15 protein-coding genes are annotated in these 14,003 nt (G+C 44.9%); 2 read left to right on the top strand and 13 right to left on the bottom strand.

Going from position 1 to position 14,003, the window contains the following annotated elements; all coding sequences use genetic code 11:
- Positions 1–7: 7 nt before the first annotated feature.
- A complete protein-coding gene (gmd, locus tag ABD960_RS01095; protein ID WP_345328990.1) occupies positions 8–1,144 on the bottom strand; it encodes a GDP-mannose 4,6-dehydratase in 1,137 nt (378 codons plus the stop codon).
- 151 nt (positions 1,145–1,295) lie between these two features.
- Between gmd and ABD960_RS01090 the strand changes: the two genes are divergently transcribed.
- Positions 1,296–1,514, top strand: coding sequence for a PLDc N-terminal domain-containing protein (locus tag ABD960_RS01090; RefSeq protein WP_345328989.1), 219 nt, complete (start codon positions 1,296–1,298; stop codon positions 1,512–1,514).
- Positions 1,515–1,552: 38 nt separating this feature from the next.
- Here ABD960_RS01090 and ABD960_RS01085 read toward each other — a convergent pair whose 3' ends face one another.
- From ABD960_RS01085 to ABD960_RS01040, 10 genes are all read right to left on the bottom strand, one after another.
- On the bottom strand, positions 1,553–2,119 hold the full coding sequence (locus ABD960_RS01085) for a DUF3109 family protein (RefSeq protein ID WP_345330069.1): 567 nt from the start codon (positions 2,117–2,119) through the stop codon (positions 1,553–1,555).
- Positions 2,120–2,127: 8 nt separating this feature from the next.
- The gene (locus ABD960_RS01080) at positions 2,128–2,907 is read right to left on the bottom strand and encodes a DUF3108 domain-containing protein (RefSeq protein WP_345328988.1); all 780 of its coding nucleotides are present in this window, start codon (positions 2,905–2,907) and stop codon (positions 2,128–2,130) included.
- Positions 2,908–3,041: 134 nt separating this feature from the next.
- A complete protein-coding gene (locus tag ABD960_RS01075) occupies positions 3,042–3,557 on the bottom strand; it encodes a DUF2480 family protein (protein ID WP_345328986.1) in 516 nt (171 codons plus the stop codon).
- Positions 3,558–3,623: 66 nt separating this feature from the next.
- Entirely contained in the window at positions 3,624–5,735 is a 2,112-nt protein-coding gene (locus ABD960_RS01070; RefSeq protein ID WP_345328984.1) for a peptidylprolyl isomerase, read from the bottom strand.
- 94 nt (positions 5,736–5,829) lie between these two features.
- Complete coding sequence (gene lptC / locus ABD960_RS01065) at positions 5,830–6,366, bottom strand: LPS export ABC transporter periplasmic protein LptC (RefSeq protein WP_345328982.1); 537 nt, start codon at positions 6,364–6,366, stop codon at positions 5,830–5,832.
- Between the two features lie 43 nt (positions 6,367–6,409).
- Entirely contained in the window at positions 6,410–7,750 is a 1,341-nt protein-coding gene (gene bamG, locus ABD960_RS01060) for a BamG family beta-barrel-assembly machinery protein (RefSeq protein ID WP_345328980.1), read from the bottom strand.
- Entirely contained in the window at positions 7,743–8,486 is a 744-nt protein-coding gene (locus ABD960_RS01055) for a type III pantothenate kinase (RefSeq protein WP_345328979.1), read from the bottom strand. The genes bamG and ABD960_RS01055 overlap by 8 nt, the downstream gene beginning before the upstream one ends.
- Positions 8,486–9,178 carry a phosphoribosylformylglycinamidine synthase subunit PurQ gene (gene purQ / locus ABD960_RS01050; RefSeq protein ID WP_345328978.1) on the bottom strand — a complete coding sequence of 231 codons (693 nt, stop codon included), beginning with the start codon at positions 9,176–9,178 and terminating at the stop codon, positions 8,486–8,488. The genes ABD960_RS01055 and purQ overlap by 1 nt, the downstream gene beginning before the upstream one ends.
- A gap of 45 nt (positions 9,179–9,223) precedes the next feature.
- Entirely contained in the window at positions 9,224–10,210 is a 987-nt protein-coding gene (locus tag ABD960_RS01045) for a DUF6427 family protein (RefSeq protein WP_345328977.1), read from the bottom strand.
- Between the two features lie 27 nt (positions 10,211–10,237).
- A complete protein-coding gene (locus ABD960_RS01040; protein WP_345328976.1) occupies positions 10,238–11,665 on the bottom strand; it encodes an L-serine ammonia-lyase in 1,428 nt (475 codons plus the stop codon).
- Positions 11,666–11,758: 93 nt separating this feature from the next.
- On the opposite strand from ABD960_RS01040, the gene ABD960_RS01035 reads away from it, so the two are divergent.
- Positions 11,759–12,910, top strand: a complete 1,152-nt coding sequence (locus ABD960_RS01035; protein WP_345328975.1) for an acetyltransferase domain-containing protein — start codon at positions 11,759–11,761, stop codon at positions 12,908–12,910.
- Here the strand turns inward: ABD960_RS01035 and ABD960_RS01030 are convergent.
- Together ABD960_RS01030 and rbfA are read right to left on the bottom strand one after the other, a co-directional pair.
- Positions 12,901–13,611 (bottom strand): peptidoglycan DD-metalloendopeptidase family protein, encoded by a 711-nt coding sequence (locus ABD960_RS01030; protein WP_345328974.1) that lies wholly within the window; start codon positions 13,609–13,611, stop codon positions 12,901–12,903. The two genes, ABD960_RS01035 and ABD960_RS01030, sit on opposite strands and share 10 nt — an antisense overlap.
- Before the next feature lie 11 nt (positions 13,612–13,622).
- Entirely contained in the window at positions 13,623–13,994 is a 372-nt protein-coding gene (gene rbfA, locus ABD960_RS01025) for a 30S ribosome-binding factor RbfA (protein ID WP_345328972.1), read from the bottom strand.
- Between the last annotated feature and the right edge of the window lie 9 nt (positions 13,995–14,003).

The following is a 14,003-nucleotide window of genomic DNA, read 5'->3' as shown; positions in this document are numbered from 1 at the left end:
GTTATAGCTATTCAAAATAATTCAATGTCTTAAATCCGCCTTTTTGCAGATACTCATCCTTACGCACCTCAAGCAGATCAGCCTGTACCATGTCGGCAACCAAGGCATCTAAATCGTACTTGGGCATCCAGCCCAGTTTTTCACGAGCTTTGGTGGCATCCCCTATCAGTAATTCTACCTCGGTTGGGCGGTAATATTTCGGATCAACCTTTACAACCGTTTGGCCGAACTTAAGTTTGGCCTGATCGATATTTAATTCCGTAAGCCGATCCTCGTCTAAATCAATTATAACACCCTTTTCGTTCTCATTTCTTCCGCTAAATTCCACCTCAATACCCAGCTCGGCAAATGCAAGCCTGATAAAATCACGCACGGTAGTAGTAACACCGGTAGCAATAACAAAATCAAGCGGCTCGGGCTGCTGCAGCATCAGCCACATTGCCTCCACATAATCCTTGGCGTGCCCCCAGTCGCGTTGCGCCGACAGATTGCCCATATACAGATGGCTTTGCAACCCCATCGCTATCCTGGCCGCAGCACGGGTTATCTTGCGGGTAACAAAGGTTTCGCCGCGAATCGGGCTTTCATGATTGAACAAAATGCCGTTACAGGCATACATATTATAAGCTTCGCGATAGTTAACGGTTATCCAGTAACCGTACAATTTGGCTACCGCATATGGAGAGCGCGGATAAAAAGGCGTTATTTCGCTTTGCGGCACAGCCTGTACTAAACCATAAAGTTCAGATGTTGACGCTTGGTAGATCCTGGTTTTTTGTGCTAAACCCAACAAACGCACCGCTTCCAAAATGCGGAGTATACCTATACCATCGGCATTAGCCGTATACTCCGGCGTATCAAAGCTTACCTTTACATGGCTTTGCGCCGCCAGGTTATATATTTCGTCAGGCTGAACATCCTGGATAATGCGGATCAAATTAGTTGAGTCAGTAAGATCACCGTAATGCAGCCTGAAATTCACGTCCGGCTCATGCGGGTCATTATATAAATGATCAATACGGGCGGTGTTAAATAATGATGACCTGCGTTTAAGCCCGTGCACGGTGTAACCCTTCTTGAGCAAAAATCCGGCTAAGTATGCGCCATCCTGCCCGGTTATACCTGTTATCAGAGCTGTTTTCATTGCGATGTAGCTTATGCGTTTACAATAATATTTAATTTAATTGTAAATCAAGGCACACATAGGCTACTCGCGGGTTTATTTAGTTAAAGGGTGTAACAATACGTACTTATTTGTATCTTAACCACATACATCACATTTAAATCAAAAACCTATGGCACTCGCATTCCTGAATTTAGGCACCCCGGAAATTATATTGATTTTCTTCGTTGTGGTTATCCCGCTATTCACCCTGGTGGACATTATAAAATCCGACTTTAAGGATAATTTCACTAAATTACTTTGGATAGTAATTGTATTGCTTGCGCCCCTATTAGGTTGCCTGCTTTACTTTTTAATTGGCCGGAGCCAAAAGGTAAGCAGGTACATGTAACCATAAAAAAAGCGATGGCATAATACCATCGCTTCTCCTTATATCTCTGCTGCTACAGCTTCTTCAAGTTCCTTATACCATTCTTCACCATATTTGCGGATAAGCGGCCCCTTCAAAAACTCGTGGACATGTACTTTCAACTGATCGCCAAAGGTGCAGGCGTCGCTGCAAATACTCCAACGGTCGTAATGCAAAACATCAAATTCCGGGTAGGCTGTGATGCGTATAGGGTACAGATGGCATGAAATCGGTTTTTTCCAATCGATATCGCCTGCCTCGTAAGCTTTTTCAATAGCGCACTTGGTGATGCCATTTTCCATAATAACATAGGCACACTCCTTATTCGTATCAACACATGGCGTGGTATAATCGCCTTCAAAGTCGGTAACATAAGTACCTTCCTTTTCAATTGTGGCAATTCCCTTGGTATTCATATAGGGTTTTACCTTCGGATATATCTCATCCAGGATAGCGCGTTCTTCATTTAACAGTGGCGCGCCCGAGTCGCCTTCAATACAACATGCTCCTTTACATTTATTAAGGTTGCAAACAAAATTCTCCTTAATTACATCCTCATGCACCAGCACATTGCCAACTTCAATCATCATTACTATTACTTTTTAACAGGATTTAGCGGGTATTTAAGTCCTTTAGCTCCGGTCAAATCCATGCTAAGGCTACCCACAATTACTTCAACGTGCGCACGTACCGGTATGCGGTTAGCGTCGTCAGTTATCCAAAGATACAGTTTACTATTCTTTTTAAATATTTTACCGGGTATAATGGTTGGATTAAACTTTAAACAGTTAAACGTTCCCATTGAACATTTCACCTGCTCTTTACCCATATAAGTGATGCTCAGTTTATGAATACCATCTTCCAGAAAGTATGGCATATCTATGGTTTGCCCTACCTTGATCTTTGATATATCCAGCGAGCGGGCAAAGTAATAGGCAGATACAAAATCAAACATCTGGCCTTTAAACTCAAACTCGCCTTTATCCGCCTTTATCTTACCATCCTTGTGGTTAAAGGTTACCTTATCGGTATGCTTGTAGCTTCCTTCTTTACGGTTCTCGGTATAAAAGTAAGGCATCAGCGTATTTTTGTCGACAAAGCTTTCGTAGCGGTTACGCACCTTGTAAAATACGTTAAAGGTTCCGGCGGTTTTACCTTCGGCTATAATATGATAAGCGGGCTTACCATCAAACTTCTGCGGACTCTCCTGCACTTTAAGGTTGGCCTCTGCTGCAGTAAAAATGCCGTATTTAAGTTTATAATCCAACTGCTCGCCAACACCAAATACCGCCTTGTCGAGGTTATCGAGCGTTTGGGCGTAAATTGGGGTACCGGCTATCAGCAGCAGGTAACATATTATGATCAATTTCTTCATTAACGGTGTATTTTGATTGTAACGGAATGGCACAAATCAGGCAATTCCTCTACCCGGTTTGACAGAAACTGATAACAATAGTTTAACATACCTGTTTGGGGGTTGTCTGCAAAGTAGTCGGCGTCGCCAAAAAATCAGTCTTTACGTTTATAGATAGGCACAGTTGAACACGGCTCGCCAAACATGAGGCTTTTAGCTACCGGGGTAAGCTTTTTTGCTAATTCAACATAGGCGGCAACAGGCACGGGCACGTCACCACAACCTTTAATAACCAAACGCTGGTCACGATATTTCTCTACGTCAAGATTTGCAGTCGCTTTTACAAACAATACCGTTTCCAGCACTTCTGCGTCACCAAAAACTACCTCACGGGCATAAGGCGCCATACGGTTGGCCAGCAACATATATGCCCAGGCCGGTACTATGGCGTCGGCAGTGCAGGTAACCGCAACAAATTTATCCTGGTACTGGCTCCAGTCATGTGTTTTTACAAACTCACGAAAGTCCTTTTCCTTCAGGATAAGCCCGTGGAAAAGATTGTCCTTTATATCATATACCACACGTTCGCCCTGCTGGTAAAACTCCGCCGGGTCAAGCGTTACCAACCCGCTTTGGGCTACCTTATTTATAATGTTTTCCTGAATTTCCATTTAGCTTAAAATAAAAAATCCGGGAACGATAATCATTCCCGGATACAAAATTACTTTAAAATACGATTATAAGAACTTGGCTCTGTAATCTTTTACATTCGCCTTATCTTGCAGGGCTTCAAACAGCTGCCCTTGCGAACGCTGTAGCGCCATTTGAGCAAGCTGCTGTTTTTGTTTAACTAAGTTGCTCAACGGGGCAGGTTTAACAAAACCATCAACTACAAAAGCGTATACGCCGCTTGTACCTTCAACCGGTTTTGATACCTTTTTAGGCTGCGAGCCAAATACCGAACCGATAACGCTGTATTCAACACCAACGCCGGGTATTACCGGGTTAGCTAATACAATGTTTTGCGCCGGGGTTACTTTACCACCAACTTTTTGCGCTACCTGGTTAATGCTTGATGCACCATTAACAGCGCCCTGCATTTTCTCAATTAATTGTTTTGCCTTAACCTTGTTACGTACTACAGGCAATATGGATGCTTTAACAGCCTCGAGCGGTAACTGGCCTTCAGGTTTAACCTGCGAAACCTGGGCAACCACGTACTGATCGCCGGCGGTGAAAACCTGCTCAGATACGTCACCAACTTCTGATTTGAATATCCAACGAACCAAATCACGGGCATTATCTAAACCTGGTATGCCTGCCGCGATGCCGGTAACATCAGTACCTTGCTGTACGGTAAGTTTTTCTTTTTTGGCTTCCGCGTCAAAATCGCCGTTGTTTACGCTTGCCAGGAAAGTCTGCGCTTTACTGTAGGCTGTTGAACGTGTTTTTTCGCTTGGCTGTATCGGTTTGTTTACAATGGCCACCTTAACTACTTTAGCGCTACCTTTTTGATCTTCGATACGGATAAGGTGAACACCAAACTGCGTGGTAACTACTTTCAGCTCACCTTTGCTGCCGTTAAATACTGCTTCGTCAAAAGCAGGCACCATAGCGCCACGGCCGAAAGTACCCAAGCTGCCACCTTTTTCGCCCGACTGTTTATCATCAGAGAAAAGTTTGGCCAGTTCGTCGAACGAGCGGCCGCCCTGGATCAGCTTTTTCAATGAGTCAATTTTAGCAGCGGCTTTTTCTTCACCACCTGCTGATTGAGCTGAGATAAGGATATGGCTTGCCTTAACCGAATCAGGACCAACACGTGAATCAATCAGTTTGGCGATGTTGTAGCTACCGTTTGACAGGTATGGACCATAAACATAACCTTTTGCCGCGCTGAACATTACCGAATCAAGCGCCGGATCAAGCTGGCCTTTTTTACGGTAAACGATAGGCGTTTTAGTGTCAGAATTTAACTGAACAAATAATGAATCGTTATTGCTGGCTTTAAAATCCTGAGCCAGTTTTTCAGTTTGAGTTTTAACAGCGGCGCTATCCTCTTTAGAAGCGGCACCGTTTACAGCTACATATTTAAAGCTGCGCAGCTCCTGCTTGTTTACAAAAAGTTTTTTATGCGCATCGTAATACTCCTGGTAATCAGCATCAGTAACGGTAACTTTGTTATCAGGTATTGATGCATAATCAAGCGCTACGTATTGAAAATTAGCCAATTTGTTTTTAGCCTCGTAATCATCGGTAGCCTCAAGCGAGTTTACGTACAGGCCATTGGTTACCAAGGCTACATATTTTTCCGCCTTTTTTGATTCGATGATCTGGGCAACAAAATCCTGCCATTGTTTTTTCATCGGGTCGCCATCTTTAGCGGCATTAACGCTGCTTAGCACGTTGTTTAATTGCGCGCGGTCAAGCTGGCCGGTTTGCGGGTTGCCAAACATCTGCACAATTTGCGGGCTTGGGTTGTTGCCGCTGATGAGTGATTTTGTTTCGCTTTCGCCAACAGTAATATTCAGTTTAGCGATTTGGCTGGTGATGATAGAACGGCTGATCATCTGGTTCCAGGTATTTTCCTGAACGTAGCCTAAAATTTGCGGGCTAACGCTGGTTTGGCCAGATTGCTGCTTGTACTGCTCTGTATTTTGCTCAACCCTTTGATTAAATTCCTGTACAGATATTTTTTCATCAGCTACTACACCTATGGTGTTAGCATCGCCCCTGAAAAACGAGCCGCCAAAATGGATAACCTCACCTGCAACAAAAGCAAAAAGCGCAAGACCTATAACGATGACGAGTATCACCCCCATCTTCTCACGCAAAAAACTCATAATTCCCATATAAACTCTATAATTATTAACTATTTAAAAAGAGGGCGCAAGATACAATTTTTAGTAAAATTCCATCAAACAAAATTGACGTTGAAATTATTTATTACTCTATTGCCTTTTGGTCTACATTCCAGATACCGGTTGTCTGGTTCATCGTGTAATGACTAAAATCCTGGTTACTCTCAAAATTGGTTCCGTTGGAGATGTTACCATTTGCAAATAGTATTTGCACCGGCTGGCTTGATGTGATGAGTTGCGTCTTGGCGTTCCAAATCAATTCTTCCGATTTGAATACGTCGCCCTGCGCGTTTTTTGATACCACGTTTTTGTAAAGCTCAAAACGATTGTTATCGTCCTTAGTTAATGCGTAGTTAGAAGTAAGGGTGTTGATCACTTTCAACTCCTTATCGTAAAATACAATCTTCACCCCCTTAGGCATCTCGTAGTAGGGTGTATCAACTTTATGGTTGATTAGCACGGGTGCAAATACCACGGCTTTTACATGCGCCGAATCGCTATAGGTAATTTCGGCATTGGTGGTTATTTCCTGAGGCTTAATATCCTGCTGCGATAATTCTTTGATCTTCTTCAGATCATTCTCGCACGAGACAAAAAACAAGCTGCTGCAAATAATTGCCAACAATAGTAAAGCAGCTGTTTTTGTTCGCGAACTAAAAAACATATTAATCAAACTTGTAACGGGTAAACCACTTATCATTAAGTGTAAACCCTAAACGTATATTAATGTAGTTTTCTTTTACCAGGCTATTGGTAAGCGCGCCGCGTTTACCTACTTCAGCCGAAATATTGATCTTGTAGTAACTGCTGCTGGTTTGGCTCGGACGCAAAGGCAGGCCTAAACCAAAAGTTGCAGCATATTGGTTAATGTCGGTGTTGTTTACGCGCAGGTTGGTTTGGTTATACATAAAACCTACACGATAGTCAACCAAAGCCCAATAGTTATTCAGTTTATTGATGTTGGGCGTAAATTGTGCGCCGAAGTTATAGGTCTTGCTGTCCTTCATGCCCTGGTTAATGGTTTGATAAGCATCGCCCGTGGCCGATAGCTCAGACCATTTGCCCATAGTGTAATCAGCGCCCAAAAGCAACTTTTCACCCGCTTTAAACGATAAACCAAACCGGTTTATTGAAGGTAATTTTAATTTTGATTTAGGGCTTACCTCGTTTACCACGCTATCCAGCGGAATGTTTTCGCTGCCATCTGTACCGGTGGTAAAGTGCGATACGTAGGTACTGTTTTCAATATTGAGCTTTGTAGGCGCCGAACCGGAGTAACCGAAAGTAAGTACATTACGCTCGCTCAGGTTGAACATGAATTGCGCGCCGTAATCGTAGTTAAAACCCTGTACGCTGCTGTTTTGCTCAACGCGGGTATTAAATGCACCATAAAGATCAGGTATAGAAGTTACGCCATAATCCTTCATGTTACCAAAGATGTATGACACGTTTGCGCCCAGCATAATATGTTTACCGATGCCGAAACCGTAACCAAAATGAGCCTTGGTCAAACCGCCCTCGCCGCTGTATTTGAAGTTAACCGCGTTGGTATCCGCAGGGTCGCCAGTACCAAAGTTAGCCTGGGTTTGCGTGTACTCATACCCGCGCTGACTGTATGGCTGCAAACCGAAGCTTATAGCCGAGCGTTTGGTTACCGGGAAAGCGAACAACAAATGATTAAGCCTGAAATTACTGCTGGTTTGCGAGCCCTGCCCGTCACGGCTAAGTTTAAGGCTGCTGCCAAAAACACCTACATCAATAGTAGTTAAACCTATAGCGCCGTATGAAGCCGGGTTGAGGGTATTTATTGTTGAGTAACCGCTTATAGCGTTGGTTGCCGTTGCAATACCGCCCATACCGGCGGTCTGGGGTGTCCAGTTCGGGTCGATATCGCCAATGCCGTATTTTGAATAAGGTGAACTCGTTGTCGATCCGTTTTGTGCGCTTGCGCCAAGTGCGCTTATAACCAAAACAAGCGTAGCAAATAACCTGGTATATTTAATCATTATGTTGTAGTAATGCGGCATTCAATCCTATTAAAACCAAATTGGGTTCAATATTAATTTGGGGGGCAAAGATGCTATTTTTCAGCAGAGTATCAAAAAAATCGCTATCGCCACCGGTTAGTATAATATTCAGTTGTTTATCTTTCTGCCTGTAGGTTTCAATAAAACCTGCAAGCTCATATTTTAAGCCATTTTGCACGCCTGACTGTATGGCGGTTTGCGTGCTGTTACCATAAGCCATTTCAAAAGCGCCGTCGGCCTCAACCAGCGGCAAGCCTGATGTATAATGGTTTAAAGCCTTATAACGGGTATTTAGCCCCGGCGATATACTGCCGCCAAAATAATTTCCGCCGGCATCAACCCAATCATAGGTAATGGTGGTGCCGCCATCAATAACCAGGCTGTTTTTTTGGGGGAATAAGTTTACCGCGCCGTTAACCGCGGCTACCCTGTCGAGCCCTAAAGTGTGCGGGGTAAGGTAATGATTGGTAATACCCCTGGCCATTGTTGCCGTAAAATGAACTACCGTTACCCTTGTGCTTAATACAGCAAGCCAGTAAGGCGTATCTTTTTTTACAGATGATATGATGGCCTTACCAATATTGTATTTGCTTAACAACTCATCAAACAAAGCGGTATCGGCATCGGCATAGTGGCTGGTTTCGAGCAATTGTTGCTGCTCAAAAACTGCAACCTTGGTAAGCGTATTCCCGATATCAATAACCAGGTTAGCCATCAGGCCTTCACCATTGAAAGTATTGATTCAAAAATCGCCAAACCATCTTCATTCGCTAACACAGCATCGGCCGCACGCTCAGGGTGTGGCATAAAACCAAACACGTTGCGGTTTTTATTGGTAATACCCGCGATGTTTTCAAGCGTACCGTTAGGGTTGGCATCGTTGGTTATATTACCGGCTTCGTCACAATACCTGAACAATACCTGGTCGTTATCATTAATTGATTTCAGGGTATCAGCATCGGCAAAATAATTACCCTCGCCATGCGCCACCGGAATTTTAAGCACGCGCTGCGCATCTATCTGCGCGGTTAGTAATGAGTTTTGGGTTTGTGGCAACACAAAGGTATTGCGGCAAATAAACTTACGGTTTTTGTTATGCAGCAAAGCACCCTCAAGCAAGCCTGATTCGGTCAGTATCTGGAAACCGTTGCATATGCCCATTACATAACCACCTTTGGCAGCAAACTGTATCACCTCCTGCATAATTGGCGAAAAACGGGCAATAGCGCCTGAACGCAAATAATCGCCGAATGAGAAACCGCCCGGCAGCACAATAAAATCGCAACCCTGCAGGTCGTGGTCTTTATGCCAAAGGCGCACTACCTCCTGGCCCAATATATTGTTTAGTACGTAGATAATGTCTTCGTCGCAATTAGACCCGGGAAATATAACAACTCCAAATTTCATGTTACAAAGCTAACATAACCACTGAAATTAGGACGAATATTATAGTTAAAAAGTGTTAAACTGGAAGTAAATTATACCTGCAACCAACAATAAATACAGCGTTTCGTAAAACCAGCGGCTTGTTGCATGTAAAAAATAATAGGCAAAGGTGATGGCCACGGGTATAGCGCAAAGCAGAAAATGATTGAGCTGAAATTCCGTTTTTACATAGAATGCCAGGCCCGCCACCAAAAAATAAGCTACCAGTAACTGGAATGATTTGCGGATGTGTACGTAGCTTTTAAAAAAGCCCTGCTGCAATTTATAAACCGAGAGCACCAGTATTACCGCTACCGGCACCAGTAGCACGTAGGTATAATTATTAATGCTGATGCTTGTAGGAAATTTACCGCCAAGCGGCAGCCAGATACTCGAGAAACGGTTCAGCCTGTCGTTGTAAAAGTATACCACGGCCAAAAAAAAGAAAACCGTTGCATAGCCAATGATTACCGCCGCCCACTCGCGCCAGTTAAATGGCCTGAATATGATAATGGCGATAAACACTACCAGAAATATCCAACTGAAAGGCAGATAAATCAATGATCCTAAAGCGACGATCAAGCCCAGATCGTAACAGGTTGACTTAACCTCGGTGCCCTTATATAAACTGAACAGCTTATACATCAACCATATTACCAGAAAGTTGCAGATCAACGGCGCACTCAGCCTTAAAAATGGCGTAAACAGCGCCGATACCGTGATGTACATGAGCGCCGGCATGTAGGATGGTTTGTTGAGCAGGTTAAAATAGTTAACCATGGTGTTGAGCAATAAAGCCTGGATAAATACGAGCAGCGTGGCCAGCAATACGTTGAAAAAGGGCGACAAAGCGTATTCGTAGGATACCGGTACCAACAATCGTGAAAACGACTCAACAAATATAAACTCCAACCTGTCGGGCGTATTAACCAGGTAGCCTATACGTAAAACAAAAACAAGCACGGCCAGCCATAGTATCACTATCGGGTTGTACGATCTGAATATATTGACCATGGGTATGCTGTTTCTATTTAGATGAAATTAACATTCAGGCAAGCTGATCGGTATGTTTACCGCCAGGCCACCATCTGAAGTTTCTTTGTATTTGGAATTCATATCCTGCGCGGTTTGCCACATGGTTTTAACCACCGCATCCAGGCTTACTTTTGCGTTATCGGGATTGGTTTGCAGGGCCAGTTGCGACGCGGTGATGGCCTTGATAGCGCCCATCGTATTGCGCTCAATACAAGGCACCTGTACCAACCCGGCAATTGGGTCGCAGGTTAAACCGAGGTGATGCTCCATAGCAATTTCGGCGGCCATTAAAACCTGTCTTTGCGATCCGCCTAAACATTCGGTAAGCGCCGCCGCCGCCATGGCTGATGATACGCCGATCTCGGCCTGGCAACCACCCATCGCCGCGGATATGGTGGCGCCTTTTTTAAAGATGCTGCCTATCTCTGATGCAGTCAGCATAAACCTGATGATCTTATCCTCACTAAAGCCATCGCAAAAAGCGATGTAATATTGCAGCACAGCCGGTATAACCCCTGCCGCGCCATTAGTAGGCGCCGTAACCACCCTGCCGAACGAGGCATTTTCCTCATTTACGGCCAGTGCGAAACAGCTTACCCAATCCAATATATTTTGAAAACTGTTACCGCTTTGCCTGATTACGCCAACCCACTCCTCATAATTGCTATAAGGCAAGCCTTTGGTTAGGCGCTTATTCAGGCTTGCTGCACGACGGGCCACGTTAAGGCCGCCGGGCAAAAAGCCGCCGGTATGGCATCCGCGGTATATGCACTCCTTAATCACCCTGAATATATTAAGCACACCCGTACGTGTTTCTGCCTCGGTGCGCCAGGCTAATTCATTTTCCATCACCACCTCAGATATTTTGAGGCCGGTTTTCATGCACCAAACCATCAGGTCGCGGGCGGTTTCAATAGGGAAAGGCAGGTCAACTTCAGCCCTGGCATTGTTATCCTCACCATCCTTAACCACAAACCCACCGCCTATGGAATAGTAGGTAGCCGACATCGCCTTACCATTACTCAAAAACGCCTGAAAAGTTACCGCGTTAGGGTGAAACGGCAGACTTTCGCTGAATAGAAAAAGCAGGTCATCATCCTTATAAAAGCTGATAGGCTTAACATCGCCCAACACCATCTGGCGCGAGGTTATAATTTCGTTTACTTTAGGCTCTACCTGGTCAACCTCAAAGGTAACCGGGTCATCGCCACTCAGGCCGAGCAGTATGGCAATATCGGTGCCGTGGCCTTTACCGGTTTTGGCCAGCGAACCGTACAGCAACACCTTTACCTGTACCACCTGCGGCAATACACCTGCATCAGTAAGTAACTGTACAAATTGCTGTGCCGCGCGCCATGGCCCCAACGTGTGCGAACTTGACGGCCCTATGCCTATCTTAAATATATCGAATACCGAAATCTGCTCTCTTTGCATCTTGAACCGCGAAGTTACATATCGTATAGCTATAAATTAAATTTACGCCCCGCATATAGATAGTTTTACGTAGTTTGCATAAACTTTATTACAATGACCGATTTTGTTGTTCAGCCTAAAAAGAGGATCGACTCGATTGATATTGTTCGCGGCCTGATCATGGTGATCATGGCGTTAGACCATGCACGCGATTTTTTTATGCCCCAACAATTTGATCCGACCGATCTTACCAAAGCTTCAACTTCGCTGTTCCTTACCCGGTTCATCACTCATTTTTGCGCGCCGACTTTCGTTTTTTTGGCGGGTACGGGTGCATTCCTGTCGTTTAGCCGGGGCAAAACCAAGGGCGAGGCCGCTAAGTTTCTGATCACCCGCGGCCTTTGGCTTATACTGCTTGAGTTCACCATTATACGCTTTGGTTGGGCGCTTAACATTGCTTTCGATTTTGTTTTTGTGCAGGTGATATGGGCCCTGGGCGTGAGCATGATTGTACTGGCCGGACTGATCTACCTGCCACGAGGTGTAATAGCCACCTTCGCGCTGATCATGATATTTGGGCATAACGCGCTTGATGGTATTAAGATAGCGCAACTGCCCGCGCCATGGGGAACCATGTGGGGCATTTTACATGTGCAGGGCATTATACAACTTACCGGTTATACCAAAGTATTTATACTTTACCCGCTGATACCCTGGATAGGCGTTATGGCTTTAGGTTATGTATTCGGCACGATATTTAAGCTTGACGCCGTCAAAAGGCGCCCCCTGCTGGTTGCCATCGGCCTGTCATCGCTTGCACTGTTCGTTATACTAAGATTTTTAAATGTTTACGGCGACCCTAACCAGTGGACGGATCAGGGCGTCTGGCATCGCACTATTCTGTCGTTCATCAACGTGCAAAAATATCCGCCATCGTTAGATTATCTGCTGATTACGCTCGGCGTATGCAACCTGCTGTTAGCCGCGTTTGAGTATGCCGAGAATGGCTTTACTAAAATAATTATAGTGTTTGGCCGTGTGCCCATGTTTTACTACATACTGCACCTGTACCTGCTGCGCCTGATGGCTTTTATCGCTTACCTTGTCGTTACATCAACCGGTAGCGGCGCTAAAGCTCAGGGCGGCGCTCCGTTGTATTTTGTTTACCTGATGTGGCTACTTGCAATAATCATCCTATACTTCCCCTGCCGCTGGTACATGAGGTATAAGATGACGCATAAGCAATGGTGGCTGAGTTACTTATAATCCTCAGGCAAAAAGTTTAACAGTAAATTCGGATCAGGAATAATTTCCAGGTACCCGGTTTTTTCTGACGGTTTACATACGCCGGGGAAATCGCCCTGCTTGCCCTGCATATCCAGTATAAGCTGAAAATGCAGATGCGGCGGCCAGTTACCATTTTCATCCGGGATGCCAAATTCAGCTATTTTTTGCCCGGCATGCACCTGCTGCCCTACTTGTATTTTCTGTAGGGATTTGCGGTTTAGATGGCCGTATAAGCTGTAAAGCTTAAGCCCGTTTACCTCGTGCTGTAAAATTATGGTTGGGCCATAATCGCCGTTACCGGCATTATCATTAAAACTATGCACCGCACCATCAAGCGCCGCACGCACAATGGTACCTGCAGCGGCCCATATATCTACTCCTAAGTGGACACTACGCGGTTCATCATCATTTGCGCCGAACAATTGTTTACGGCTGTAAACGGTACGGTTTTCCAGGTAGCCGCCTATGGCATATCGGCATTGGTTATCGGTAAGTTGTGTGGTGATCCAATCGCCGAAAGAATCTGCATCATCCACAATTTCCGTCGTAAGTTTGGTATTGGCAGCGGTCAGGTCAATCCTGTAAAGCTTATCTGTAACATTTTCAAAATCAACCACAACCGAAACCGGCACCTCAGCCATCGCCAGGTGTGCCGCCAATGTAACCGATGCTTTTCCCATGGCTAAAAAATTTACTCTTCGTCTGGCTGGCGGGGCTCTTTGCTTATTTTGTCAAAAAGCTTATCCATACGCTCAACATACTCGTTGGTATCATCTACAAAAAACTCCAGCTGCGGTATAATACGCACCTGGTCTTTTATACGGGCACCCAGCTTGTAACGGATCTCTGACGCATGCGATTTTACCAGCTGCAGTGCCTGCTGGGTATTGTTATTGTTAAAAAAGCTTAAAAATACGCGTGCGATGGCTAAATCGGGCGTTACACGTACTTTAGTAATGGTTACCAGCGTATCGGGCAAATAAGCTGCGCCTTCGCGCTGAAATATTGCGGCAAGGTCCTGTTGTATTACTCCTGCAAATTTTTGCTGACGTTTTGATTCCATGATAAGAAG

It is taken from the genome of Mucilaginibacter defluvii (assembly GCF_039543225.1).
In the GTDB taxonomy this organism is placed as follows: Bacteria; Bacteroidota; Bacteroidia; order Sphingobacteriales; family Sphingobacteriaceae; genus Mucilaginibacter; species Mucilaginibacter defluvii.
Note: the sequence above shows the minus strand (reverse complement) of the source record. Positions and strands in the feature narration are given on the sequence as shown.

Coding starts and splice junctions, on each gene's coding strand:
- gmd (WP_345328990.1), bottom strand. CDS start 1,144: ATGAAAACAGCTCTGATAACAGGTATAACCGGGCAGGATGGCGCATAC.
- ABD960_RS01030 (WP_345328974.1), bottom strand. CDS start 13,611: ATGGGAAAAGCATCGGTTACATTGGCGGCACACCTGGCGATGGCTGAG.
- ABD960_RS01045 (WP_345328977.1), bottom strand. CDS start 10,210: ATGGTCAATATATTCAGATCGTACAACCCGATAGTGATACTATGGCTG.
- ABD960_RS01085 (WP_345330069.1), bottom strand. CDS start 2,119: ATGATTGAAGTTGGCAATGTGCTGGTGCATGAGGATGTAATTAAGGAG.
- purQ (WP_345328978.1), bottom strand. CDS start 9,178: ATGAAATTTGGAGTTGTTATATTTCCCGGGTCTAATTGCGACGAAGAC.
- ABD960_RS01040 (WP_345328976.1), bottom strand. CDS start 11,665: ATGCAAAGAGAGCAGATTTCGGTATTCGATATATTTAAGATAGGCATA.
- ABD960_RS01075 (WP_345328986.1), bottom strand. CDS start 3,557: ATGGAAATTCAGGAAAACATTATAAATAAGGTAGCCCAAAGCGGGTTG.
- ABD960_RS01055 (WP_345328979.1), bottom strand. CDS start 8,486: ATGGCTAACCTGGTTATTGATATCGGGAATACGCTTACCAAGGTTGCA.
- ABD960_RS01080 (WP_345328988.1), bottom strand. CDS start 2,907: ATGAAGAAATTGATCATAATATGTTACCTGCTGCTGATAGCCGGTACC.
- ABD960_RS01090 (WP_345328989.1), top strand. CDS start 1,296: ATGGCACTCGCATTCCTGAATTTAGGCACCCCGGAAATTATATTGATT.
- rbfA (WP_345328972.1), bottom strand. CDS start 13,994: ATGGAATCAAAACGTCAGCAAAAATTTGCAGGAGTAATACAACAGGAC.
- ABD960_RS01070 (WP_345328984.1), bottom strand. CDS start 5,735: ATGGGAATTATGAGTTTTTTGCGTGAGAAGATGGGGGTGATACTCGTC.
- ABD960_RS01035 (WP_345328975.1), top strand. CDS start 11,759: ATGACCGATTTTGTTGTTCAGCCTAAAAAGAGGATCGACTCGATTGAT.
- bamG (WP_345328980.1), bottom strand. CDS start 7,750: ATGATTAAATATACCAGGTTATTTGCTACGCTTGTTTTGGTTATAAGC.